Source organism: Streptomyces africanus, assembly GCF_002150735.1.
Lineage (GTDB): Bacteria > Actinomycetota > Actinomycetes > Streptomycetales > Streptomycetaceae > Streptomyces > Streptomyces africanus.
Genome location: NZ_MUKA01000237.1, coordinates 1 through 24435 on the forward strand (window position 1 = coordinate 1; position 24435 = coordinate 24435).

The window sequence follows — 24435 nt, forward strand, 5'->3', positions numbered from 1 at the left end:
TAGCCGACCTTCTGCATCGCCCGCTTGGTGAACTCGTCCGTATTGACGATCACCTCCGCACCGCGCGGCAGGTCGCCGATGTTCGCCTTCAACGCGGCCGGGTTCATCGCCACCAGCACGTTCGGCGCGTCACCGGGCGTGAGGATGTCATGATCGGCGAAATGCAGCTGGAAGGACGACACACCCGGCAGAGTCCCGGCGGGCGCCCTGATCTCGGCCGGGAAGTTCGGCAGCGTCGACAGGTCGTTGCCGAACGACGCGGTCTCCGAGGTGAAACGGTCACCGGTGAGCTGCATACCGTCACCCGAGTCCCCCGCGAACCTGATGATCACCCGGTCGAGGCGGCGAACGTCCTTCGTGCCCGCCGCTTTGCGCTGCTCCCCTGCGACTGATTCGTCGGCCTGCTCCGCTGGGCTACTGACCTGGCTGGTCACTGAACTGGACCTCCCTCGAGGCAGCTGTCCTGGGAAGGCCTTCCCGCAGGCGCTCCCAGGATCAACACTACGACCGTAAGGGTCGCCTTCTTCGGGTCATTCGCATGTTGGACACGACTTTGAGACGTTGATGCGCCCCGACTTTTCCTGCTTTTCAGGTCGTAACGAGTCGTCCGGTCAGGAATTCAGATACGTCAGCACAGCCAGCACCCGGCGGTGATCCCCCTCGCTCGGGGAGAGCCCCAGCTTCAGGAAGATGTTGCTGACGTGCTTCTCCACCGCCCCGTCGCTGACCACGAGCTGCCGGGCGATCGCCGAGTTCGTCCGCCCCTCGGCCATCAGCCCCAGCACCTCCCGCTCCCGCGGGGTCAGCCCCGCGAGCACGTCCTGCTTGCGGCTGCGGCCCAGCAGCTGTGCGACGACCTCCGGGTCGAGGGCCGTACCGCCCTCGGCCACCCGCACCACCGCGTCCACGAACTCCCGCACCTCGGCCACCCGGTCCTTCAGCAGATAGCCGACGCCCCGGCTGGACCCCGCGAGCAGCTCCGTGGCGTAGCGCTCCTCCACGTACTGCGACAGCACCAGCACGCCGAGCCCCGGGTGCGCCTTGCGCAACTGCACCGCTGCCCGCACACCCTCGTCGGTGTGCGTCGGCGGCATCCGCACATCGGCGACCACGACGTCCGGCAGTTCGCCCTGCGCGTCCAGCTCCGTGATGGTCTTGATCAGCGCCACGCCGTCGCCGACTCCGGCGACCACCTCGTGCCCCCGGTCGGTCAGCAGCCGGGTCAGGCCCTCCCTGAGCAGCACTGAATCCTCGGCGATGACGACCCGCACCCTGTCCTCCACGATCTTGGCCCCCCACAGCCCGACGCCGCCCGTCCGCAGCCCACAACGGCTCCGCGCCCACCCGTGCGACGGGTCCAGCATTTCAGGAACGGGCGCCGGATGGGGGTGGACCGGCCTGTTGTCCGACCGATCCGATGATTGGGGGGAGACCGATCCCTGATTGGGGGGTGGGGGAGCCGAAGGTCACCTCACGTGCGCGCCCCGCCAGGGCAGCTCCGCGGTCACCCGGGTCGGCCCGCCCGCCGGCGAGTCCACCACCAGGATCCCGTCCACCGCGTGGAGCCGCTCCGCCAGCCCCGCGAGCCCCGACCCCCGGGACGCGTCGGCGCCGCCCACGCCGTTGTCCACGACCTGGAGCATCAGCCGGTTCTCCGTCCGCCACACCTCCACGCCCGCCCAGGTCGCCCGCGCGTGCTTGCTGACGTTCTGGAGCAGCTCCGACACCGTGAAGTACGCGATCCCCTCGATCGCCGGCGCCGGCCGCTCCGCCAGGTCGACCTCCACCTGCACCGGCACCGTGCAGCGCGAGGAGACCGCGGACAGGGCCGCGTCCAGACCGCGGTCGGTCAGCACCGCCGGGTGGATGCCCCGGGCCAGGTCGCGCAGCTCCTGGAGGGCCGTCTTCACCTCGCCGTGCGCCTCGTCCACCATCCGCTGGGCCGCCTCCGGGTCCTCGTGGAGCTTCTCCTTCGCCAGCCCCAGGTCCATGGCCAGGGCCACCAGCCGGGCCTGCGCCCCGTCGTGCAGATCCCGCTCGATGCGCCGCAGGTCGGCCGCCGCCGTGTCGACCACGACCCCCCGGTCCGACTCCAGCTCCACCACCCGCGAGGCCAGCCGCGACGGCCCGAGCAGCCCGTGCACCAGCAGCCGGTCCACCATCGTCAGCGCCCGCACGATCCACGGCGTGGCGATCGTCAGCAGCAGGCCCACCAGCGCGGTCACCGTGATCTCGAAGGCGTTGTCCAGATAGATCCGGTGCGTCTCGTCGCCGTACAGCTGGATCCCGTCCTGCCCGGCGTACATCGGGAACACCCAGAACCACAGCGGGTACGTCAGCAAGCCCCAGCCCAGCGCCCAGAGGTTCACGGCGACGGCGAACGAGAACACCGCCCACGGCAGATGCAGCACCGCGTACAGCAGGGCCCGCCACGACGCCCCGCTCTTGAGGACGGCCGCCATCCACGCCATCGCGCCCGGCTTCTTCATCCGCAGCGGCTCCGGGCCGGCCACGTCCAGGTCCAGCAGCGCCCGCGCCCGCCCCCGCTCCAGCGCCCCGAGGCCACGGCACCCGGCGAGCGCCGCCGCCAGCACCGGTATGCCGAGGAACGTCACCAGCAGTCCCGCCCCCAGCGACACCATCGTGACCGCGTAGGTGAACAGCAGGATGCCGACCGGCAGGCTGAGCAGCACATATCCGAGCTCCCGCCAGGTGCGGCCCTCGACCGGCGCCCGCAGCGCGGCGGGCAGCCGGTGCCGCCGCTCGGTGCTCCCGGGGAACCCGGGCCTGCCGTCGAGCCCGTACCCCTGTCCGTACTCCGTGGCCATCGGCGCGTCCTTCTCCCTCGTCCTGCGGCTGTCTTCCCGTACCTCCACCCTGCTCCGCCGCAGGTCGGCGGACCATGGAGTCCGTCGGCGTCTTGGACGGGGGGTTTTCCCCACCTCAGGACACCCTCCGGGCACCCTCAGGGCGCGCCGGTGCCCGAGCCGTCCGTGCGGTCGCGCCAGGGCAGTTCCGCCGTGACCGTCGTCGGGCCGCCCTCGGGCGACTCCAGGACGAACAGCCCGTCGACGGCGTCCAGCCGCTCGGCCAGGCCCCGCATCCCCGTACCGCCGTCGAGGCTCGCGCCCCCGCGGCCGTCGTCCCACACCTGGATGAGCAGCCGGTCGTTCGTCCGCCACACATCCACCGACGCCGACTTCGCCGCGCTGTGCTTGCTGACGTTCTGCAGCAGCTCCGAGACGGTGAAGTAGGCGATGCCCTCGATGGCCGCGGCCGGCCGCGCCGGCAGGTCGACCGTCACCTTCACCGGGACCGTGCAGCGCGAGGAGACCGCGGACAGGGCCGCGTCCAGGCCGCGGTCGGTCAGGACCGCCGGGTGGATGCCCCGCGCCAGGTCGCGCAGCTCCTGGAGCGCCAGCTTCACCTCGCCGTGCGCCTCCTCGACCATCGCCGCCGCCGCGTCGGGGTCCTCCAGCACCTTCTCCTTCGCCAGGCCCAGCCCCATGGCCAGATTGACCAGCCGGGCCTGCGCCCCGTCGTGCAGATCCCGCTCGATGCGCCGCAGGTCGGCCGCCGCCGTGTCGACCACGACCCCCCGGTCCGACTCCAGCTCGGCGATGCGCCGCTCCAGCTCGTCGGAGGGCGACAGCAGTCCGCGCACCATGGCCCGGTCTGCGTTGGCCAGGCCCCGCGCGATGAACGGCAGCACCGGCCACAGCACGAACAGCGAGGTCAGCGTGAGGGAGAAGGTGAGGACACCCCACGGCAGCCGTATGAACTCGTACAGCACCGTGCGCCAGCCCACCGGGTCCTTCAGCGACATCCACAGCTTCTGGAGGAAGCCGCCCGGGCCGCGCAGCGGCAGCCGGCTCGGCTCGTCCACCCGCACCCCGAGCAGCGCCCTGGCCCTCGCCCGCTCCATCCGGCCCAGCAGCCGCGCGCCGCTGAGCCCGGCCGCGAGCAGCGGGAACCCGATCACCGTGACCGTCAGCCCGAAGCCGGTGAACAGCATCGTCACGACATAGGTGAAGCCGAGCAGCGCCACCGGAAGGTTCGCCAGGAGATGCGCGATCTCCTTCCAGGTGTGCCGGTCGTAGGCGAGACGGGGCGGCGGCGGGCGGTCGTCCGGTCCGGCCGCCGCCGTGGCCGCGCTCGTGCCCGAGGGCGGGATGCGTTCGGTCATATGCGTTAGCGTGCCCGGCGGCGGGCACCCGCGCCATGAGGCAGACCGCCAGGATCGACTGAGGTAAACCCCACCTCCGCATGCCAGGGCCTGACGGGCTGCTTACCCTGCCTTTATCAGGGCCTAGACTCCCGTGCGTACAGATCGTCGAACGGCGGCGTCCGTTGTTCGTCGAACGGCGGCGTCCGTTGTTCCCGGCCGTGCCCCGGAGCCGCGGAACCGTCGCAGGAGCGAGTCCGAGTTTCAGGGAGCGAGGGACGGACGTGCCGGAACCGACCGTCGTCACCACGACCGTCGTCGCGGCGGACTACTTCCAGTCCTATTCGGTCGTCGGACTGCTCGCCGTCGTCGGCGTGCTGTTCGTCGCCGTCGCCTTCGGGGCCGGTCACCTGCTGCGGCCCGTGGTCCCCACACCCGAGAAACTCCTGACGTACGAGTGCGGCGTCGACCCCGTCGGCGAGGGCTGGGCCCACACCCAGGTCCGCTACTACGTCTACGCGTTCCTGTACGTGATCTTCGCCGTCGACTCGATCTTCCTGTTCCCCTGGGCGACCGTCTTCGCAGCCCCCGGCTACGGCGCGACGACCCTGGTGGAGATGTTCATCTTCCTCGGCTTCCTGGCCGTGGGCCTGCTCTACGCATACAAGAAGGGCGTCCTGGCATGGACGTGACCCCCGCCGGCACCGAGCCCGTGCTGCTTCCCGAGCCGAAGCGGCTCGGCGCCCTGGCGCGCCTCGCACCCGAGCCGATGAAGGTGATCCTGAACTGGGGCCGCCGCTATTCGCTCTGGGTCTTCAACTTCGGCCTCGCCTGCTGCGCGATCGAGTTCATCGCCGCGTCGATGGCCCGCCACGACTTCATCCGGCTCGGCGTCATCCCCTTCGCGCCGGGCCCGCGCCAGGCCGACCTGATGGTGGTGTCCGGCACGGTCACGGACAAGATGGCGCCGGCGGTGAAGCGCCTCTACGAGCAGATGCCGGAACCCAAGTACGTCATCTCCTTCGGCGCGTGCAGCAACTGCGGCGGCCCCTACTGGGACTCGTACTCCGTCACCAAGGGCGTCGACCAGATCATCCCCGTCGACGTCTACGTCCCCGGCTGCCCGCCCCGGCCGGAGGCGCTGCTCCAGGGCATCCTCAAGCTCCAGGAGAAGATCGCCCGCGAGTCGCTGGGGGAGCGGTACGGAAGCGGCGCCGCCCGTCCTTCGGCAGCGGCGCTGCAGAGCGGCCTGGTGCAGCCGCCGGTCCCGGGCTCGGGCTCGGCTTCGGCTTCTGGCTCGGCTTCGGGCTCGGCTTCGGCTTCGGGCTCGGCTTCGGAGGAGGGGCGATGACTGCGGCCGGCTGGCTCCCCGCCGACGCCCAGGAACTCTTCGGCACGGACGCCACGGCCGACGAGTCGTACGAGGTCCTGACGGTCGACGTACCGCCGACGGCCTGGATCGCCGCCCTGGAGACCGCACGCGACCGTCTGACCTGCACGTACTTCGACTGGCTGAGCGCGGTCGACGAACCGGGCACGGGCTTCCGCGTCACGGCCCACGTCGCCGCGCTGTCCCCGCTGCGCCATCTCCTCCTGCGCACGACGGTCCCGCACGAGGCCCCCACCCTGCCCTCGGCGGTCGGTGTCTACGCGGGCGCCGCCTGGCACGAACGCGAGACGCACGAGATGTTCGGCATCACCTTCGAAGGCCACCCGGCGCTGGACCACCTGCTCCTGCCCGAGAACTTCGAAGGCCACCCCCTGCGCAAGGACTTCGTCCTGGCCGCACGCGTCGCCAAGGCCTGGCCCGGCGCGAAGGAGCCCGGCGAGTCGGAACACGGCGGCCCCAAGCGCCGCCAGATGCTCCCGCCCGGCGTCCCCGACCCGAACGAATGGGGCCCCCTGAAGGGCCAACTCCCCCCGGCCCCGGCCCGCGGCGCCGGCCGCGCGGCAGGCGACCGCCCGACCCGGGGCACCGCCCGCCCGGCAGGCGAACGCCCGGTGCGGCGAACCCGTTCGGCGGGGGAGGGTTCGGCCAGCCAGTCCGCGCCCGGGGAGTCGGTTGCTCCGGCTTCGGCGGGGCCGCGTCGTAGCCGCTCGGCGGCGGAAGGTTCGGCCAGTCAGGCCGCTGCCGGTGACGCGGGTCCTACCTCTGCGGCTGCCCCGCGCCGCGCACGGACGGCCGCGGAGGGCTCGGCGAGCCAGTCCGGACCCGGCGAATCGGCCGCTCCGGCTTCGGCGGGACCGCGCCGTAACCGCACGGCGGGGGAGGGCTCGGTAAGCCAGCCGTCCAAGGGTCCTGAGTCCGCGACCTCCGGTCCCGAGGCCCCGACCTCGGGCTCCGGGTCCGCGACCTCCGGTTCTGAGTCCGCGATCTCCGGTGCCGAGGCCCCGACCTCGGGTTCCGGGTCCGCGACCTCCGGTTCTGAGTCCGCGATCTCCGGTTCCGAGGCCCTGACCTCGGGTTCCGGGTCCGCGACCTCCGGTTCTGAGTCCGCGATCTCCGGTTCCGAGGCCCTGACCTCCGGTTCTGAGTCCGCGCCCTCCGGTTCCGAGGCCCCGACCTCGGGTTCCGGGTCCGCGACCTCCGGTTCTGAGTCCGCGACCTCCGGTGCCGAGGCCCCGACCTCCGGTTCCGGGTCCGCGACCTCCGGTTCTGAGTCCGCGATCTCCGGTTCCGGGTCCGCGACCCCCGCTTCTGAGGCCCCAACCCCCGGTTCCAAGTCCACAACCCCCGGTCGCGAATCCCAGGCGGCCGAAGCCGAGCCAGCGGCGACCGCGGCCGACTCTCAACCACCGGCCCCCGAGCCGGAGTCGCAGGACGCGGAGTCGCCGGACGCCGGGCGCGGAACCCCCGGGCCGGACGCCGGACGCGGAACCCCGGCCGCCTCGGCGGAGGCGCGGCGGGCGCGCAGCGCGGGTGACGGCTCGGCGTCGCAGCGGGACCAGCCGGGTGCCCCCGCCGGCCCGCGCCGGGCGCACAGCGCCTCGGAGGGTTCCGCCAGTCAGCGGGCCGCGTCCGGCCTCGGCGGTAGCCGGCCGGGCAGGGCGTCACGGCCCCCACGCAGCTCGGACGCCCCCTGGCACCACGCCCGCCCGGCCTTCGAGGAACCGGCTCCCGAACCCTCACCCCAGGCCGGCGCGCTGCCCACTCCCGAGCCGTCGGCGGATGACCAGACGACCCCGAACACCACCTCGGAGTCACCGGGCACCCCCGAACCCGCCGACAGCCCAGAGCCCTCGGAAACCCCCGAACCCTCGGACACCCCCGAACCCTCGGACACCCCCGACACCTCAGAACCGGCGAACAACCGGCAGCCCACCGACACCCCCGAAGACCCCACAGGAGGCCCGCGGTGAACGACGTGCTCGACGTCACCCTGCGACTCCTGATCGTCTTCGTCGTCTTCCTCACCTTCCCCCTGATCATCGGCCAGACAGAACACAAGGTCATGGCCCACATGCAGGGCCGCCTCGGCCCCATGTACGCCGGCGGCTTCCACGGCTGGGCCCAGCTGATCGCCGACGGCGTGAAGTTCGCGCAGAAGGAGGACGTCGTCCCCGCGGGCGCGGACCGCCGCATCTTCCAACTGGCCCCCGCCGTCGCCCTCCTGCCCTACCTCCTCGTGCTGCTAGCCATCCCCATCGGCCCGGACGAGGGAGCCGTGGGCCAGGTCATCGACGCCGGTGTCTTCTTCGTCCTGGCCGTCATGGGCGTCGGCGTCCTCGGCTCGCTCATGGCCGGCTGGGCGTCCGCGAACAAGTTCTCCCTCCTCGGCGGCCTGCGCACCGCCGCCCAGCTCCTCGCCTACGAACTGCCGATGCTCCTGACCGCCGCCTCGGTGGCGATGGCGGCCGGCACCGTCTCGATCCCCGGCATCCTCGACGCCTTCGAGTGGTGGTGGCTGCCCTGGCAGATCGTCGGTGCGATCGTCTTCTTCGTGGCCGGCCTCGCCGAACTCCAGCGCCCGCCCTTCGACATGCCCGTCGCCGACTCGGAGATCATCTTCGGCGCGTACACCGAGTACACCGGCCTCCGCTTCGCCCTCTTCCTCCTCGCCGAGTACGCCGGGATCGTCGTCCTGTGCGGCCTGACCACCGTCCTCTTCCTGGGCGGCTGGCACGGCCCCTGGGGCGCCGACGGCCTCGGCTGGGTCTGGACCCTGTTGAAGACCGCCGTCCTCGCCTTCCTCGTCATCTGGCTGCGCGTCACCTATCCCCGCCTGCGCGAGGACCAGCTCCAGAAACTGTCCTGGACCCTCCTCGTCCCCCTCTCCCTCGCCCAGATCGCCCTCACCGGCATCGTCAAGGTGGTGATCAACTAACCATGGCCCCCATCCCCGGCTCCGGCCTCGCCAAGGGCCTGGCCGTCACCCTCCGCACGATGACGAAGAAGTCCGTCACCGCGCAGTACCCGGACGCCCAGCCCGACCTCCCGCCCCGCACCCGCGGTGTGATCGGCCTGTTCGAGGAGAACTGCACGGTCTGCATGCTGTGCGCCCGAGAGTGCCCCGACTGGTGCATCTACATCGACTCCCACAAGGAGACGGTCCCGGCGGCGACCCCCGGCGGCCGCGAACGCAGCCGCAACGTCCTCGACCGCTTCGCCATCGACTTCTCCCTGTGCATGTACTGCGGTATCTGCATCGAGGTCTGTCCTTTCGACGCCCTGTTCTGGTCCCCGGAGTTCGAGTACGCCGAGACCGACATCCGCGACCTCACCCACGAGCGCGACAAGCTCCGCGAGTGGATGTGGACCGTCCCGGCCCCGCCGGCCCTCGACCCCGGCGCGGAGGAGCCGAAGGAACTCGTCACCGCCCGCAAGACCGCCGACAAACTGGCCGCCCAGCAGGCCCCGCCCGCCACCGAACCGCACGCCGACGAGCAGGCCCGTGCAGCCGAGCGCCCGACCCGCCCGCAGGGCGACTCCAAGCAGCAGACGGACCAGCCGACCTCGCAGACCGACCAGTCGAAGCCGGGGCAGGAGGGCCGGGAATGACCGCGTTCACCACGGCCGCCGAAACCCACGGCTTCCTCTCCCCGACGGGCGTCGAGATCGCCTTCCTCCTCGTCGGCCTGGTCACCTTCGGCGCCGCGCTCGTCACCGTCACCACCCGGCAGCTGGTGCACGCCGCCCTGTGGCTGGTGGTCACCCTCGGCGGCCTGGCCGTCGAGTACCTCCTGCTCACCGCCGAGTTCATCGCCTGGGTGCAGGTGCTCATCTACGTCGGTTCCGTCGTCGTCCTCCTCCTGTTCGGTCTGATGCTCACCAGGGCCCCCATCGGCCGCTCCCCGGACGCCGACTCCGGCAACCGCTGGGCCGCCCTCACCGTGGCCGTCGCCGCCGCTGCCGCCCTGGTCTGGGTCGTCGTCGACGCCTTCCGCACCACCTGGATCGACCTGGACGGCCCCGCCGCCGGCTCCACCGAGGCCACCGGCGCGAGCCTCTTCCAGAACTGGGTCCTCCCCTTCGAGGCCCTCTCCGTCCTCCTCCTCGCCGCCCTGGTCGGCGCGATCGTCCTGTCCCGCAAGGCGAAGGCCGACGCCTCCACCCCGAGCGGCGCGGACACCCGGCCTGACACGGAGGGGACCCGCTGATGCACCTCGCCTATCCCGCCGTCCTCTCCGCCCTCCTCTTCTGCACGGGCCTGTACGGCGTCCTCGCCCGCCGCAACGCGATCCTGGTCCTGATGTCGGTCGAGCTGATGCTCAACGCCGTCAACCTCAACCTGGTCGCCTTCGACGTCTGGCTCAGCAGGACCGCCGAGGAGACCCTGCACTCCGGCCAGGCCCTCACCCTGTTCACCATCGCCATCGCCGCCGCCGAGATCGGCATCGGCCTGGCGATCGTCCTCGCCGTCCACCGCAACCGCGGCACCGCGGACATCGACAAGCTCCGCGACACCGCCGAACGGCACGACCCCGACGGCACCGACCACGACGCCCTTACGGCCGAGCAGTCCGGCGAGGCCCAGAAGGCTGAGGCCACCGCGTGACCACGACCACCCTCGCCGTCCTCGTCCCCCTCCTTCCGTTCCTGGGCGCCGTCGCCGGCCTGCTCCTGGGCCGCACGGCACCCGGCTTCGTCCGGCCGCTCGCCGTCCTGCCGACGCTCACTTCCCTGGTGCTCGCCGCGCTGGTCGCCGTGCGTCAGGGCGGTGACGCGGCCGTCAACGCGGCCACGGAACTCACCCCCACCGGCTCCGTCCCGATCGAACTCGCCCTGTACATCGACGGCTTCGCCGCCCTCGTCGCCGTCCTCGTCGGCCTGGTCGCCTCCTGCGTGCAGATCTACTCGACGGGCTACCTGCGCGACGACCCGCGCTACCCCTCGTACGCCGCCCTGGTCTCCCTGTTCACCTCCGCGATGTTCCTGGTCGTCTACTCCGGCGACCTGATCGTGCTGCTGGTCGGCTGGGAAGTCATGGGCATCTGCTCCTACTTCCTGGTCGGCCACTACTGGGAGACCCCGGAGGCCCGCGCCGCCTCCCTCAAGGCCTTCCTGGTCACCAAGCTCGGCGACGTCCCCTTCCTCATCGGTCTGTTCGCCCTGGCCACCGACGCCGGTTCGTTCCGCATCACCCGGGTCCTGGGTGCCGTCGCGAGCGGCTCGCTCGACCACCCGACGCTGATCGCCCTGCTGCTCCTGGCTGGCGTGGCCGGCAAGTCCGCGCAGTTCCCGCTGCACACCTGGCTCCCCGACGCGATGGCCGGCCCGACCCCCGTCTCCGCGCTGATCCACGCCGCGACGATGGTCGCCGCCGGTGTCTACTTCATCGCCCGGCTCCTCCCGGTCTTCGAGGCCTCGCAGGCCGCGATGGTCGTCCTCGCCGTCATGGCCGCCGTCACGATGACCGGCTCGGCGCTCGCCGCGCTCGCCCAGGACGACATCAAGCGCGTCCTCGCGTACTCGACGATCGGTCAGCTCGGCTACATGACCGGCGCCCTCGCCGTCGGCGACCGCGGAGCCGCCGTCTTCCACCTCCTGTCCCACGGCGCCTTCAAGGCGCTGCTGTTCCTCGCGGCCGGCGTGATCATCCACGCCGCCGGCACCAACTCGCTCGCCGCCATGTCCCGTATGCGGAACCTGCGCGACCGCGTCCCCGACGCCTACTGGACGATGACCGTGGCGCTGCTCGCGCTCGCCGCGATCCCGCCTTTCAGCGGCTTCTTCTCCAAGGAGGCCGTCCTCGGCGTCGCCGAACACGTCGTCACCGGACACACCGAGCACGCCCCCGCCGCAGCGGGATGGCTCGTCCTCGTCGCCGGTCTGCTCACGGCCGTGCTCACCGCCGCCTACGCGATGCGCCTGTGGCTGCTGGCCTTCCGCGGCCGGGGCGCCGAAGCCCCCGACCACGGCAGGCAGCCGCTGACGATGACCGTCGTGCTGTGGGTGCTCGCCGCCCCGTCACTGGCCCTCGGCGGATTCGCGTTCCGCCTGCTGCCCGACTGGTTCGACGGCCGCGATCTCAGCCCGACCCTCACCACCTCCGTGCTCGGCACGGGCGTGGCCCTGGTCGGCGGCATCGTCACCTACGGCGCCTGGCGGCACACCACCGCGCTCACCGCACGCGTCCCGCTGGGCGCGGTCGCGGCCCACCCCGAGGGCGACGCCGCCCAGGTCGAGGCGGAGGCCATCGCCACCCACGAGCCGGCCTACGGCGACATCGCCTACGCGCCCGACCCCGCCGACCCCGGACGGCTCCTGCTCGGCCCGCTGCACCGCCACGCGGCCGCCGGCTTCCACATGGACGCCCTGTACAGCGCCCTCTTCGTCCGACCGGTCCAGGCCGGGGCGAGCCTCGTCCGGTTCCTCGACCGGGAGGTCGTCGAGACCTACGTGCGCGGCGCGGGTGCGCTGCCCCGCTGGCTCGGCGCCGCCGTACGGCGCGCCCAGACCGGCAACGTCCAGACCTATGTGAGCGCGCTGCTCGCCGGCACCGTCGTCCTCGCGGTCGCCGTCGTCCTCGTCGCCACGGGAGCGTGAGCAGGCGTGATCGATATCAACGAGTCCGTGATGCAGTTCCTTCTGGCGTTCGTCGTCGTCGGGCCGCTCCTCGGCGCCGTCGCGGCTCTCCTGCCGGCCCCGCCCGGGCTGAAGGGGAAGTCACCCGAGCAGGCCGTGCTCCGGCACGGCGTCACCGTCACCGGCGCGGTCCTCATCGCGGCGATCGTCCTCGCGCTCGGCTTCGACCACGACCAGCCGTCGAGGATGCAGGCCAGCACGGACATCAGCTGGATCCCAGCACTCGACGTACGCATCCACCTCGGCATCGACGGCATCTCCCTCCCCCTTCTGGTCCTGACCGCGCTGCTGACCTTCCTCTGCGCGCTCTACTCGTACTTCAAGCTGCCCGAAGGCCCGGCCCCGAAGGCCTTCGTCGCGCTGCTGCTCGTCCTCGAGTCCGGCACGCTCGCGACCTTCGCCGTCCTCGACCTGCTGCTGTTCTTCCTCGCCTTCGAGATGGTCCTCATCCCGATGTACTTCCTCATCGCCCGCTGGGGCGGCGAGGGCCGGAGCCGGGCCGCGTGGCGGTTCATCCTCTACACGCTGCTCGGATCCGTGGTCATGCTGCTCGGCCTGCTCCTGATCGGGCTCAAGGCGGGCACGTTCGACATGATGGCACTCGCCACTGACAACGGCCGGTCGCTGACCACATCCGTGCAGGTCATCGCCGTTCTGGCGATCGGGATCGGACTCGCGGTCAAGACGCCGATGTGGCCGCTGCACAGCTGGCTGCCCGACGCCCACACCGCCGCGCCGACCGTCGGCTCGGTCCTGCTGGCCGGTGTCCTGCTGAAGATGGGTACGTACGGGTTCGTCCGGATCCTCCTCCCCATCGCACCGGACGGCTTCCGCACCTTCGCGCCCTACCTCGCCGCGCTCGCCGTCGTCGGCATCATCTACGGATCCCTGGCCTGCCTGGCCCTCGCCAAGCAGGGCGCGAAGGGCGACCTCAAGCGCCTCATCGCCTACTCCTCCGTCGGCCACATGGGCTTCGTCCTGCTGGGCATCGCCACGATGACCCCGACCGGCGTGAACGGCGCCCTGTTCGCCAACATCGCCCACGGCCTCATCACCGGCCTGCTCTTCTTCCTCGTCGGCGCCCTGAAGGACCGCACCGGCACCACCGACCTCGACACCCTCGCCGAGGAGACCGGCGCCGCGCTCTACGGCAAGGCCCCGCGCCTCGGCGGCCTGCTCGCCTTCGCCGCGGTCGCCTCCCTCGGCCTGCCGGGCCTCGCCGGCTTCTGGGGCGAGATGCTGGCCCTGTTCGGCGCGTTCCAGCCGGCGGCCGGCCTCAGCCGTCCCGCCTTCCTCACGTTCATGGCGATCGGCGCGTTCGGGACGCTGCTGACGGCCGCCTACCTGCTGGTCGTGGTCCGTCGCGTGTGCATGGGCGCCCTGCCGCAGGACGCCCCGAGGCTCACCGACGTCCGCGGTTACGAGTTCGCGGCCTGGACCCCGCTCGTCGTCCTGACCGTCGTCGCGGGCCTGTGGCCCAAGGCTCTCCTCGGCCTGAGCAACCCGGCCGTCCAGCAGTTCCTCGCAGGAGGCACCCGATGAGCTCCCCGGCCCAGTCCCTGGCCGCGTCGCTGGTCCAGTCCGTCGACTGGCTCGCGATCGCGCCGCCCACCCTCGCGGCGGTCGTCGGCCTCGTCGTCCTGGTCGCCGACCTGTTCGTCGCCGAGCACCGCAAGACGCTGCTCGGCTGGACCTCCGTGGCCGGCCTGGCCGCCGCCACGCTCCTGCTGCTGCCCCTCCGGGACGGCGACCGCAGCACCTTCTGCCTGACCGGCGACGCCACCGCGTGCAGCTACACGGCCGACCGCTTCACCCTGGTCATCCAGTTCCTGGTCCTCGGCGGCGCCCTCCTCGCCGCCCTTCTGTCGGTCACCGCCCTGAAGGACGCCCGAAAGGAGCTGCCCGAAGGGGAGTACTGGTTCCTGCTGCTGTCCTCCGCGGCCGGCGCCGCCCTCCTGCCCGCCTCCCGCGACCTCGCGACCCTGATCGTCGCCCTGGAGGTCGCCTCCCTGCCCGCCTTCGCACTCGTCGGCCTCAGGCACGGCGACCGGAAGTCCTCCGAAGCGGCCCTGAAGTTCTTCCTGTCCTCGGTCACCGCGACCGCGGTCAGCCTCATGGGCATCAGCTTCGTGTACGCCTCCACGGGCACCCTCTATCTCACCCAGGTCGCCGACCGCATCCAGAATGTCGACGGACAGCTCCACACGCTCGCGCAGACCGGCGTCGTCCTCACCCTCGTCGGCTTCGCCTTCAAGACGGCCGCCGTGCCCTTCCACTTCTGGGTGCCCGACACCTACGTGGGGGCGCCCCTGCCCATCGCCGCCTACCTGTCGGTCATCGGCAAGACGGTCGGCTTCAGCGGCCTGATCCTCGTCACGGTCGTCGCCCTCCCCTCGTACGCCGACGTCTGGGGCCCGGCCCTGGCCGCCCTGGCCGCGCTCACCATGACCGTGGGCAACGTCGGCGCCCTGCGCCAGCAGGCCACGCGCGCGTACAGCGCGGTACGCCTGCTCGCCTGGTCGTCCGTCGGCCAGGCCGGCTACCTCCTGGTGCCGATCGCGGCGGCCGCGTACTCCGGGGACGCCGAGAAGTCGATCGGCTCCACCGTCGCGTACGCCCTGATGTACGGCGCCGTGAACCTCGGCGCCTTCGCCGTGGCCGCGCTCGTCGGACGTACGAGGTCCCTCAACCGCGTCTCCGACTACCGCGGCCTGTACGCGTCGAGCCCCGTGTCCGCGCTGCTCCTGGCGTTCTTCCTGCTCTGCCTCGCCGGGCTGCCGCCGGGCATCATCGGCCTCTTCGCCAAGGTCACCGTCTTCTCGGCGGCCGTCGACGCCGGCCTCGGCTGGCTGGCCGTGATCATGGCCGTCAACGTCGTCATCGCGCTGTTCTACTACCTCCAGTGGACGGCTCTGCTCTTCCGCGCCCCCGAGGGCGAACCCGAGAAGCACCGCGTCCCCGCCCCGCTCACCGCCGCGATCGCCCTGACCGGAGTCCTCGGCATCGCCCTGTCCGGAGCGCCACAGCTGGTCCTGCGGTTCACCGACACAGCCCTGTTCTGAACAACAGCGGCATTCGCCACGCGCGCGTGGGGCACTCGTCCCTCCACGCGCGCGTGCCGCGTCCCGGAGCCTTCGCCCGGACGGTCCACAACCGCCGCCGCGCGCACAAGGGAACTAGTGCCTCCCGCCTGGCGTTGACCAGTACGGGAGGGTCCACTGGACGTGACATCGCGGCACCAGTGGCACCGCAGATCAGCAAGCAAGGGTCCCCCTGCCGCACCACTTGGAGGGCGTACCGTGCACCGCCGGCACAACGGGCTCAGGACAGCAGTCCTCCTCGGGGGACTGTCCGCACTCATCATCGTCATCGGCAGCTTCTTCGGCCGCATGGGGCTCGTCATCGCCGTACTGGTAGCGCTGGCCACCAACGCGTACGCGTACTGGAACAGCGACAAGCTGGCCCTCCGCGCGATGCGCGCCCGCCCGGTGAGCGAGTTCGAGGCCCCAGGCCTCTACCGCATGGTCCGCGAGCTCTCCACGCAGGCCCGCCAGCCCATGCCGCGCCTGTACATCTCCCCGACGGAAGCGCCCAACGCCTTCGCCACGGGACGCAACCCGCGCAACGCCGCCGTGTGCTGCACCGACGGCATCCTGCGCCTGCTGGACGAGCGCGAGCTGCGCGGCGTCATCGGGCACGAGCTCAGCCATGTCTACAACCGCGACATCCTCATCTCGTCGGTCGCCGGCGCCCTCGCCTCCGTGATCATGTTCCTGGTCAACTTCGCCTGGCTGATCCCGATCGGGCGCTCGGACGACGACGACGGCCCCGGCCTGCTCGGCATGCTGCTGATCATGATCCTGGGCCCGCTGGCCGCCTCACTCATCCAACTGGCCATCAGCCGCTCCCGGGAGTACCAGGCGGACGCCTCCGGTGCCCAGCTCACCGGCGACCCCCTCGCCCTGGCCAGCGCCCTGCGCAAGCTCGAACTGGGCACGAAGCAGCTCCCGCTGCCGCCCGAGCCGCGCATCGAGACCGCCAGTCACATGATGATCGCGAACCCGTTCCGGCCCGGGCAGGGTCTTTCGAAGATGTTCTCCACGCACCCGCCGATGGCGGACCGCATCGCCCGGCTCGAGAAGATGGCAGGTCGGAACCAGTGAAGACCATCCTGAACGTCATATGGCTCGTCCTGAGCGGCTTCTGGCTGTTCCTCGCCTACATGGCCGCGGGCCTGCTCCTCTGTATCACCGTCATCGGCATCCCGTTCGGCATCGCGGCCTTCCGCATCGGCGTCTACGCGCTGTGGCCCTTCGGGTACACGACGGTCGAGCGCCGCGACGCGGGCGCGCCGTCGTGCGTCGGCAACGTGCTGTGGCTGGTGCTGGCGGGCTGGTGGCTGGCCCTCGGCCACATCGTCACCGGCATCGCGCTGTGCGTCACCATCATCGGCATCCCGCTCGGCGTCGCCAACTTCAAGCTCCTCCCGGTCTCGCTGCTCCCGCTGGGCCGCGACATCGTGCGGACGAACGAGCCGTTCGCGGTGCGCTGACGGCGGGCCAACGCGGCCCGGTGTCCACAGCCCAGGGGTTATCCACAGGCCCGCCCGGCTGTCGGCGGCGGCCTGCATCATGAACCCATGACCGCGATCGAGCAGTTGCCGACACGAGCGACGGCCCAGGCCCACAACACCCGCCCTCCCGCTAGGTCTTCACATCCCGAGCCGGCGGACGACCCGGTGAGAGGCCCCCGAACACAGCCGAGAGGGCCCCGAACACAGCCGAGAGGACCCCCGAACACAGCCAAGAGGGCAGCCCTACCAGCCCTACTCCCTCTCAGCCCTGGCCCGTACCCCTCGCCGCACCCCGTACGCAACCGCCCCCACCACCAGTACACCCGCGCCCACGACCACCGAAACCCCCGGCAGCGAGAACGCCAGCACCGCGCACCCGAGCAGCCCGACCACCGGCACCAGCCGTGCCGTCGGCGCCGAATCCAGCGTCCAGGCCGATGCGTTGGCCACGGCGTAGTACGCCAGCACACCGAAGGAGGAGAACCCGATCGCGCCCCGGACGTCCACCGTGGCGGCCAGGACCGCGACCACCGCACCCACGGCCAGCTCCGCCCGGTGCGGCACCTGGAAGCGCGGATGCACGGCCGCCAGCGCGCCCGGCAGATGCCGGTCCCGGGCCATGGCCAGCGTCGTCCGTGAGACGCCCAGGATCAGGGCGAGCAGCGACCCCAGCGCGGCCACGGCCGCACCGATCCGCACCACCGGCACGAACCCAGGCATCCCGGCCGCCCGCACCGCGTCGGCCAGCGGCGCCGTCGCGTCCCCGAGACCGTCCGCCCCCAGCACCGAAAGGACAGCCACTGCCACACCCGCGTACACCACCAGCGCGATACCCAGCGCCAGCGGGATCGCCCGCGGAATGGTGTGCGCCGGGTCCCGTACCTCCTCACCGAGCGTCGCGATCCGGGCGTACCCGGCGAACGCGAAGAACAGCAGACCGGCCGCCTGAAGCACACCGCCCACACCGCCCGAGGTCTCGATGTCCAGCCGCCCGGCATCGGCCTCGCCCGACACCAGACACCCGACCACCACGGCAGCGAGGACAGCCAGGACCACCGCCACGATCACCCGCGTCAGCCACGCGGACTTCTGGACACCGCCGTAGTTCACCGCGGTCAGCGCCACCACGGCCGCGACCGCCACGGCGTGCGCCTGCCCCGGCCAGACGTACGTGCCCACGGTGAGCGCCATCGCCGCACAGGAGGCCGTCTTCCCGACCACGAACGACCAGCCCGCGAGATACCCCCAGAACTCCCCGAGCCGCTCACGCCCGTACACGTACGTTCCGCCCGAGGCCGGATACAGGGCGGCGAGGCGCGCCGACGACATGGCGTTGCAGTACGCGACCACGGCGGCGACAGCGAGCCCGAGGAGCAGTCCGCTGCCGGCCGCGTGCGCCGCGGGCGCGAGGGCGGCGAAGATCCCGGCTCCCACCATCGAGCCGAGTCCGACGACGACGGCGTCCCCGACGCCGAGGGTGCGGCGCAGTCCAGGATCGGAGGCTGTCATGCGCCGCACCCTACTGATCACTGCAACCGGCAGGCGCCGCCAGGGCGTCCTCCCCACCAACACGGCGTGAAGGCGCGCGGCAAGGACGACGCACGCGGAACGCCCGGCGTACGACGCACGAGCACTGCCTTGCCGGGAGCAAGATCACATGGCCGGGACAGTGCGGGCACAGCGTGAAAGGGCAGGTTCACGGCATGACCATCATCAGCTGGATCATCCTGGGACTGTTGGCCGGAGCCATCGCGAAGTTCCTGCTGCCGGGGCGCGACCCGGGCGGCCTCATCGGCACGACACTGATCGGCATCGCGGGCGCGTTCATCGGCGGCTGGATATCGTCCCGTTGGATGGACCACCCGATCACCAAGGACTTCTACGACGGTGCGACCTGGGCCGCGGCGATCGGCGGATCGCTCGTCCTCCTGATCGCCTACCGCCTCCTGTTCGGCAACTCCCGCAACTGACCCGCCCACGGCCACGGCAGGCACGCGCCCACCGTGCACCGCCCACGGTCGGCATACACCACACCGCATCCCTTCCCTGGGCCCCATCGACCGCAGCCGGCAGGCGAGAAGGGTGGGCACCCAACAGGTGCCCACCCTTCCTCGTCACCGCGCAGACCGGGAGGCCGTGCAGATCAGGAGCCCCGAGGACCCGACCGGACCTACCGGTAGTTCACGAACTGCATGGCGAAGTCGAAGTCCTTGCCCTTCAGCAGGGCGATGACGGCCTGAAGATCGTCACGGCTCTTGGAGCTGACCCGCAGCTCCTCACCCTGCACCTGCGCCTTCACGCCCTTGGGGCCCTCGTCGCGGATGGTCTTCGCCACCTTCTTCGCGTTCTCCTGGGAGATGCCCTCCTTGATCGACGCGAAGATCTTGTACTCCTTGCCGGAGAGCTGGGGCTCGCCCGCGTCCAGAGCCTTCAGCGAGATGCCACGCTTGATCAGCTTGGACTGGAAGACGTCGAGGATCGCCTTCACCCGGTCCTCGGAGTTCGCCTCCATGAGGATGTTCTCGCCGGACCACGAGATCGAAGCACCCACGCCCTTGAAGTCGTAGCGCTGCGAGATCTCCTTGGCGGCCTGGTTGAGTGCGTTGTCGACCTCCTGCCGCTCGACCTTCGAGACGATGTCGAAACTGGAGTCGGCCATGTCCTGTGGCTCCTTGTATCGGGGTGCGAATCGTGCGTACCGGCGTACGTGGGCGGCCGCCGGGCCTGTTCAGCTCCCGGGCCGCATCCGGACAAGCCTAGCCACCCCCCGACCCCCGGGCGCCGATCAATCGGGTGGCGAAGCACCCCTGTGCATCAGGTATTGTTTACGTCGTTGCCACGGAGCACCGCCGCAAAAGGCGGTTCGACGGGCAGCAACCCCGGCGGTGTGCCCGAGCGGCCAAAGGGAGCAGACTGTAAATCTGCCGGCTCAGCCTTCCCAGGTTCGAATCCTGGCGCCGCCACACGGGAAACGAAGGGCCCCTCACCTGCAAAGAACGCAGGTGAGGGGCCCTTCGTCATGCGGTCACCAGATCCGCCGCCCGTCTCACTGTGCCGCGAGTTCGACTGTCCCGTCTCGGGCTGTGTGGACGGGGCGAGGGGGCCGTCCAAGCCGATCAGTCGTGTCCGCTCGGGCGGGCGGCGGAGATCTTGGCAGGGCCGCACTGTGGCCGGCCCGCTCCGTGAACCATCTGAGCTTCGACGCCGGAGCCGAGCCGTATGGCTACCGCAGCGTGAGGAAGCTCATAAGAGCGCACTCCGCGCGGTCGCCGGACCGCTGGTCCATGGGGCGCAGCGGGATGACTGCGCCAGACGCGAGAACTCACGGAAAACAGCCATCAACAAAGGCGTTGCAGGTGTGGCTGCGATTTACATCGGCACGGAACGGCTGCACCATTCTTCGACCAGTCGTCCCCGCAGTTCTGCCGCGAGCGGGAATTCCGGCTCGCGCTGCGGGCCGCGTCGCTGCCGAGCAGCGTCGCCCTGACCACTCCACGCACCGGCGCGAGGCGTCGCCCCAGGCAGGCCGGTCCTCCCCGAGCGCTCCGCCCTGCCGACTCGCACGCCGCCTTCCTGGTCGAAACAAAAGGGAGAAGAAACAAGAAAAGGCAAGGAGGTCATCTCTCCTTGCCACTCTCAACTTATAGCAGGAGGGGGGCCTTGCGGCAAGGCCCCCCTCGTCCCGCAGAATCACCGGCCGAAGCAGAAAACGGGGAGACCGGGGAGACCGGGGAGACCGGGGGAAACCGAGAAACCGGGGATTCGGGGGGTTGCGATGGTGGACGTGATCGTGGTCGGCGGAGGGCCGACCGGAATGATGCTGGCCGGCGAACTACGGCTGCGCGGCGTGCAGGTGATCGTGCTGGAGAAGCTGGCCGAACCGACCGGCCAGTCCCGCGCGCTCGGCATCCATGTGCGCAGCATCGAGCTGATGGACCAGCGCGGATTGCTGGAGCGGTTCCTCGCACTCGGTCAGAAGCACGAGACGGGCGGGTTCTTCGCCGGTATCGGCACGACGTGGCCCGCCCGGCTGGACACCGCGCACGGGTACGTGCTCGGCATCCCGCAGAGCGACACCGAACGCCTGCTGACCGAGCACGCCATCGAACTCGGCGCCGAGATCCGGCGCGGCTGCGAGCTGATGGGGCTCAGCCAGGACGACGACGGTGTCACAGCGGAGCTGGCCGACGGCACGCGGCTGCGCTCGCGTTACCTCGTGGCCTGCGACGGCGGCCGCAGCACCGTGCGCAAGCAGCTCGGCGTGGGCTTCCCCGGCGAGCCCGCCAGGATCGAGACGCTGCTGGGCGAGATGGAGGTGGGCGTGCCGCCGGAGGAGATGGCGGCGGTGGTGGCCGAGGTCCGCAAGACGCAGTGGCGGTTCGGCACCATGCCCCTCGGGGAGGGGCGGTACCGCGTCATCGTGCCCGCCGAGGGGGTGTCCGAGGACCGTACGGCGCCGCCGACCCTCGAGGAGTTCAAGCAGCGGCTGCGGCACTTCGCCGGCACCGACTTCGGCGTGCACTCGCCGCGCTGGCTGTCCCGGTTCGGCGACGCCACCCGGCTGGCCGAGCGCTACCGCGTCGGCCGGGTGCTGCTCGCCGGCGACGCCGCGCACATCCACCCGCCGACCGGCGGCCAGGGGCTCAACCTCGGTATCCAGGACGCCTTCAACCTCGGCTGGAAGCTGGCCGCCGAAGTGCGCGGCTGGGCGCCGGAGGGGCTGCTGGACAGCTATCACACCGAACGGCGCCCGGTCGCCGCCGCCGTGCTGGACAACACCCGCGCGCAGACCGAGCTGCTGAGCTCCGAGCCGGGGCCGCAGGCCGTGCGCCGACTGCTTGCGGAACTCATGGACTTCGAGGAGGTGAACCGGTACCTGATCGAGAAGATCACGGCGATCTCGGTCCGCTACGACTTCGGCGAGGGCCACGAACTCCTCGGCCGGCGCCTGCGGGACGTGACGCTGAAGCGGGGGCGCCTCTACGAGCTGATGCGCGGCGGCCGTGGTCTGCTGCTCGACCGGACCGGCCGGCTGTCGGTGGCGGGCTGGGCGGACCGGGTCGACCACGTCGTCGACGTCAGCGAGGAACTGGACGTCCCGGCGGTGCTCCTGCGGCCGGACGGCCATGTGGCGTGGGCCGGCGAGGACCAGCGGGAACTGCTCGACCGGCTGCCGCGGTGGTTCGGCGCGGCGGGAAGCACCTCGGCGGCAACCGGCTGAGCACGTCCGGTGCGACCCGGCAGGGCGGCGGTCTACTCGTCGGCGTGGGCGAGTTCGATGTCGTGGTCGTCCACGCCGGTGCCCGGCACCGTCACCGGCGCCGCCTGCGGCGGGTAGCCCGTCGCGATGACCGTGTACGCACCGGTGTCCAGGTCGGAGAAGGCGTACGCCCCGTCGGCGCCGGTCCGCGTCGTGGCGACCACATTGCCCGCCGCGTCCACCAGGGTCACCCGCGCGTCGCTCAGCGGAGCGTCCCCTCCGCGCACCGTGCCCCGCACCTGCGCGCCGGGCCGCAACTCCAGCTCGACCCGGGTGGTCCCGGCCCCGCCGACCTCGACGACCTGGGCCAGCGGGCGGTGCTTGGGGGAGTTGACCGCGAGGGTCACCGGGCCCGGCACCAGGTCGGTGACGGCGAACTCGCCCAGCACGTCGGTGCGTGCGGTGGCCAGGACGTCCCCGCGGACGTCCGTCACGATGACGACGGCCTCGGTGACCGGCGTCCCGCCGTCCGCGGACCGCACCACACCGGCGAGGCCGCTGGTGCCGCTCAGCAGCACGTCGTACGCCACCGGCTCATCGGCCACGACGACCGTCGAGGCCTGCGGCTGACAGCCCTCCGACGAGGCGATCAGCACGTACGAACCGGCGCCGGGGGCACCCACGTCGTACGACCCGTCGTCCCGCGAGACCGCCCGCCCGAGCTGCTTCCCGCCGAGCGAGATCAACGTCACCGCGGCCCCGGCGACCGGCACCCGTTCGGCACCCAGAACACGCCCCCGTACGGGGACCCCGGCCACCGCAACAGGCCCCTCGCTCGCCGGAGCCTCGGCCACCTCGGCCACCTCAGCCACCTCGGCCACCTTCGCATCGCCGGTCTCCGTCGTCTCGGCGGCCCCCTGCGCCACCCGCTGCCGCGGAATGAACGACGCGACGGCGAAGGCGAGCAGCGCGGCACCGGCCCCGATGGCCAGGACCACCTTGAACCCGTCCCGGGACGGCAGGGCGGTCTGCCCGAAGGCCGTCGTCATCTGCGCCAGGATCACCCCGGCCACCGCGCTCGCGGTCGACGTACCGATGGACCGCATCAGCGTGTTGAGGCTGTTCGCCGCGCCGGTCTCCGAGGCGGGCACGGCGCCCATGATGAGCGCGGGCATCGCACCGTAGGTGAAGCCGATACCGGCGCCGATGACACAGGTGACGAGCACGAAGTGCCAGAGCTCGGACATCAGCACGATGTTCAGCCCGTATCCGGCGGCCACGATGAGGGCACCGGTCATCAGGGTGATCTTCGGCCCCCTGGCCTTGGACAGGGCGGCGGAGACCGGGGCCGTGGCCATCATGACCAGGCCGGACGGCGCCATCGTCAGACCGGCGACGAGCAGCGACCTGCCGAGCCCGTAGCCGGTCGCCTCAGGCAACTGCAAGAGCTGCGGAATGACGAGGGACATCGCGAACATCGCGAACCCGACGGCGATCGAGGCGAGATTGGTGACCAGCACCTGACGGCGGGCGGTGGTCCGCAGGTCGACCAGCGGCTCCCGGACGCGCAGTTCCCACCAGCCCCACACCAGCAGGACGACGACCGCCGCCGCGAACAGACCGAGCGTGGTGCCGCTGCTCCAGCCCCAGTCGGCCCCCTTGGAGATCGCCAGCAGCAGACACACCAGCCCCGCCGCCATGCCGATGCCGCCGACCAGGTCGAAGCGCCCGCCGGTGCGTACCGCCGACTCGGGCACGAGGGCCGGCACCAGCACGAGGGCGACGACACCGAGTCCGGCCGAGGCCCAGAACAGGGCGTGCCAGTCGAAGTTGTCCGCGATCAGCGCGGCGGCGGGCAGCCCGAGAGCGCCGCCGACGCCGAGGGAGGCGCTCATGAGCGCGGTCGCCGAGCCGAGCCGTTCGGCGGGCAGTTCGTCCCGCATGATGCTGATGCCGAGCGGGATGACACCCGACGCGAGGCCCTGGAGGGCCCGTCCGACGATCATCGCGCCGAGCGAGTCGCTGAGCGCGGCGGTCACCGAGCCGGCCACCAGCATGACGAGGCTGATCAGCAGCATCCGCCGCTTGCCGTACATGTCGCCGAGCCGGCCCGTCATCGGGGTGGCGACGGCGGCGGCGAGCAGCGTGGCGGTGACGGCCCAGGCGGTGTCCGACGCCGGCGCGTTCAGCAGCCGGGGGAGCTCCGGGACGATCGGGATCACCAGGGTCTGCATCAGCGAGACCACGATCCCGCCGAAGGCCAGGACCGCCACGACGGCGTTCGCCCGCGGCGCGGCGGTCCTCCCGCCGTCGGCGGATCGGGGAAGGGCTTGGGACATGGCCGGGCCTCCGTAGGGGGCGTCGGGGACAGCGCGACCCGTCACAAGGTAAGCCGGTTGATTGACTTAAGCAACCTGATTGAGGTGAAGGTACGGTCGGCAGACGGAGAATCCACGAGGCGGGCCACAGGC

General features: G+C 71.4%; 21 protein-coding genes and 1 tRNA gene. 15 read left to right on the top strand and 7 right to left on the bottom strand.

What is annotated here, in order from left to right:
* The 4 genes from CCL05_RS27600 to CCL05_RS27615 form a co-directional block, all read right to left on the bottom strand.
* Positions 1-434, bottom strand: a 434-nt coding sequence (locus CCL05_RS27600; RefSeq protein WP_208641634.1) for a 2-oxoacid:acceptor oxidoreductase family protein, incomplete at its 3' end; no start/stop codon positions are given.
* A 177-nt stretch (positions 435-611) separates the two neighbouring features.
* Positions 612-1283 (bottom strand): response regulator transcription factor, encoded by a 672-nt coding sequence (locus CCL05_RS27605; RefSeq protein ID WP_086563257.1) that lies wholly within the window; start codon positions 1281-1283, stop codon positions 612-614.
* A 183-nt stretch (positions 1284-1466) separates the two neighbouring features.
* The gene (locus tag CCL05_RS27610; RefSeq protein WP_086563224.1) at positions 1467-2828 is read right to left on the bottom strand and encodes a sensor histidine kinase; all 1362 of its coding nucleotides are present in this window, start codon (positions 2826-2828) and stop codon (positions 1467-1469) included.
* A gap of 137 nt (positions 2829-2965) precedes the next feature.
* Positions 2966-4186: a sensor histidine kinase gene (locus tag CCL05_RS27615; protein ID WP_086563226.1), complete on the bottom strand. Its 1221-nt coding sequence runs from the start codon at positions 4184-4186 to the stop codon at positions 2966-2968.
* A 263-nt stretch (positions 4187-4449) separates the two neighbouring features.
* Here CCL05_RS27615 and CCL05_RS27620 point away from each other — a divergent pair, with 263 nt between their 5' ends.
* From CCL05_RS27620 to CCL05_RS27675, 12 genes are all read left to right on the top strand, one after another.
* The gene (locus CCL05_RS27620; protein ID WP_086563227.1) at positions 4450-4857 is read left to right on the top strand and encodes an NADH-quinone oxidoreductase subunit A; all 408 of its coding nucleotides are present in this window, start codon (positions 4450-4452) and stop codon (positions 4855-4857) included.
* Positions 4848-5516 (top strand): NADH-quinone oxidoreductase subunit B, encoded by a 669-nt coding sequence (locus CCL05_RS27625; protein WP_086563228.1) that lies wholly within the window; start codon positions 4848-4850, stop codon positions 5514-5516. Before CCL05_RS27620 ends, CCL05_RS27625 begins: the two co-directional genes overlap by 10 nt.
* Positions 5513-7525 carry an NADH-quinone oxidoreductase subunit C gene (locus CCL05_RS44570; protein WP_143589955.1) on the top strand — a complete coding sequence of 671 codons (2013 nt, stop codon included), beginning with the start codon at positions 5513-5515 and terminating at the stop codon, positions 7523-7525. Before CCL05_RS27625 ends, CCL05_RS44570 begins: the two co-directional genes overlap by 4 nt.
* Positions 7522-8490, top strand: a complete 969-nt coding sequence (locus CCL05_RS27635; RefSeq protein ID WP_086563230.1) for a complex I subunit 1/NuoH family protein — start codon at positions 7522-7524, stop codon at positions 8488-8490. The genes CCL05_RS44570 and CCL05_RS27635 overlap by 4 nt, the downstream gene beginning before the upstream one ends.
* Before the next feature lie 2 nt (positions 8491-8492).
* Entirely contained in the window at positions 8493-9164 is a 672-nt protein-coding gene (locus tag CCL05_RS27640; protein ID WP_086563231.1) for a 4Fe-4S binding protein, read from the top strand.
* Complete coding sequence (locus CCL05_RS27645) at positions 9161-9763, top strand: NADH-quinone oxidoreductase subunit J family protein (protein WP_086563233.1); 603 nt, start codon at positions 9161-9163, stop codon at positions 9761-9763. The genes CCL05_RS27640 and CCL05_RS27645 overlap by 4 nt, the downstream gene beginning before the upstream one ends.
* Positions 9763-10161, top strand: coding sequence for an NADH-quinone oxidoreductase subunit NuoK (gene nuoK, locus CCL05_RS27650; RefSeq protein WP_020275039.1), 399 nt, complete (start codon positions 9763-9765; stop codon positions 10159-10161). Before CCL05_RS27645 ends, nuoK begins: the two co-directional genes overlap by 1 nt.
* Positions 10158-12152 (top strand): NADH-quinone oxidoreductase subunit 5 family protein, encoded by a 1995-nt coding sequence (locus CCL05_RS27655; protein WP_086563234.1) that lies wholly within the window; start codon positions 10158-10160, stop codon positions 12150-12152. Before nuoK ends, CCL05_RS27655 begins: the two co-directional genes overlap by 4 nt.
* Positions 12153-12158: 6 nt before the next feature.
* Positions 12159-13733: an NADH-quinone oxidoreductase subunit M gene (locus CCL05_RS27660; protein ID WP_086563236.1), complete on the top strand. Its 1575-nt coding sequence runs from the start codon at positions 12159-12161 to the stop codon at positions 13731-13733.
* The gene (locus CCL05_RS27665; protein ID WP_086563237.1) at positions 13730-15253 is read left to right on the top strand and encodes an NADH-quinone oxidoreductase subunit N; all 1524 of its coding nucleotides are present in this window, start codon (positions 13730-13732) and stop codon (positions 15251-15253) included. Before CCL05_RS27660 ends, CCL05_RS27665 begins: the two co-directional genes overlap by 4 nt.
* A gap of 237 nt (positions 15254-15490) precedes the next feature.
* The gene (htpX, locus tag CCL05_RS27670; RefSeq protein WP_086563238.1) at positions 15491-16354 is read left to right on the top strand and encodes a zinc metalloprotease HtpX; all 864 of its coding nucleotides are present in this window, start codon (positions 15491-15493) and stop codon (positions 16352-16354) included.
* Positions 16351-16743, top strand: coding sequence for a YccF domain-containing protein (locus tag CCL05_RS27675; RefSeq protein ID WP_086563239.1), 393 nt, complete (start codon positions 16351-16353; stop codon positions 16741-16743). The genes htpX and CCL05_RS27675 overlap by 4 nt, the downstream gene beginning before the upstream one ends.
* Positions 16744-17016: 273 nt before the next feature.
* Here the strand turns inward: CCL05_RS27675 and CCL05_RS27680 are convergent, their stop codons facing one another.
* Complete coding sequence (locus CCL05_RS27680; RefSeq protein WP_086563241.1) at positions 17017-18273, bottom strand: APC family permease; 1257 nt, start codon at positions 18271-18273, stop codon at positions 17017-17019.
* Positions 18274-18467: 194 nt separating this feature from the next.
* Here CCL05_RS27680 and CCL05_RS27685 point away from each other — a divergent pair, with 194 nt between their 5' ends.
* The gene (locus CCL05_RS27685; protein WP_086563242.1) at positions 18468-18734 is read left to right on the top strand and encodes a GlsB/YeaQ/YmgE family stress response membrane protein; all 267 of its coding nucleotides are present in this window, start codon (positions 18468-18470) and stop codon (positions 18732-18734) included.
* A 200-nt stretch (positions 18735-18934) separates the two neighbouring features.
* On the opposite strand, the gene CCL05_RS27690 is transcribed toward CCL05_RS27685, so the two are convergent.
* Positions 18935-19423 carry a YajQ family cyclic di-GMP-binding protein gene (locus CCL05_RS27690; RefSeq protein WP_086563244.1) on the bottom strand — a complete coding sequence of 163 codons (489 nt, stop codon included), beginning with the start codon at positions 19421-19423 and terminating at the stop codon, positions 18935-18937.
* A 222-nt stretch (positions 19424-19645) separates the two neighbouring features.
* Here CCL05_RS27690 and CCL05_RS27695 point away from each other — a divergent pair.
* Together CCL05_RS27695 and rox are read left to right on the top strand one after the other, a co-directional pair.
* Positions 19646-19727 (top strand) — tRNA-Tyr (locus tag CCL05_RS27695).
* 812 nt (positions 19728-20539) lie between these two features.
* Positions 20540-21985 carry a rifampin monooxygenase gene (gene rox, locus CCL05_RS27700; protein ID WP_086563245.1) on the top strand — a complete coding sequence of 482 codons (1446 nt, stop codon included), beginning with the start codon at positions 20540-20542 and terminating at the stop codon, positions 21983-21985.
* Between the two features lie 32 nt (positions 21986-22017).
* On the opposite strand, the gene CCL05_RS27705 is transcribed toward rox, so the two are convergent.
* Positions 22018-24303 carry an MFS transporter gene (locus tag CCL05_RS27705; protein ID WP_086563247.1) on the bottom strand — a complete coding sequence of 762 codons (2286 nt, stop codon included), beginning with the start codon at positions 24301-24303 and terminating at the stop codon, positions 22018-22020.
* Positions 24304-24435: the final 132 nt, after the last annotated feature.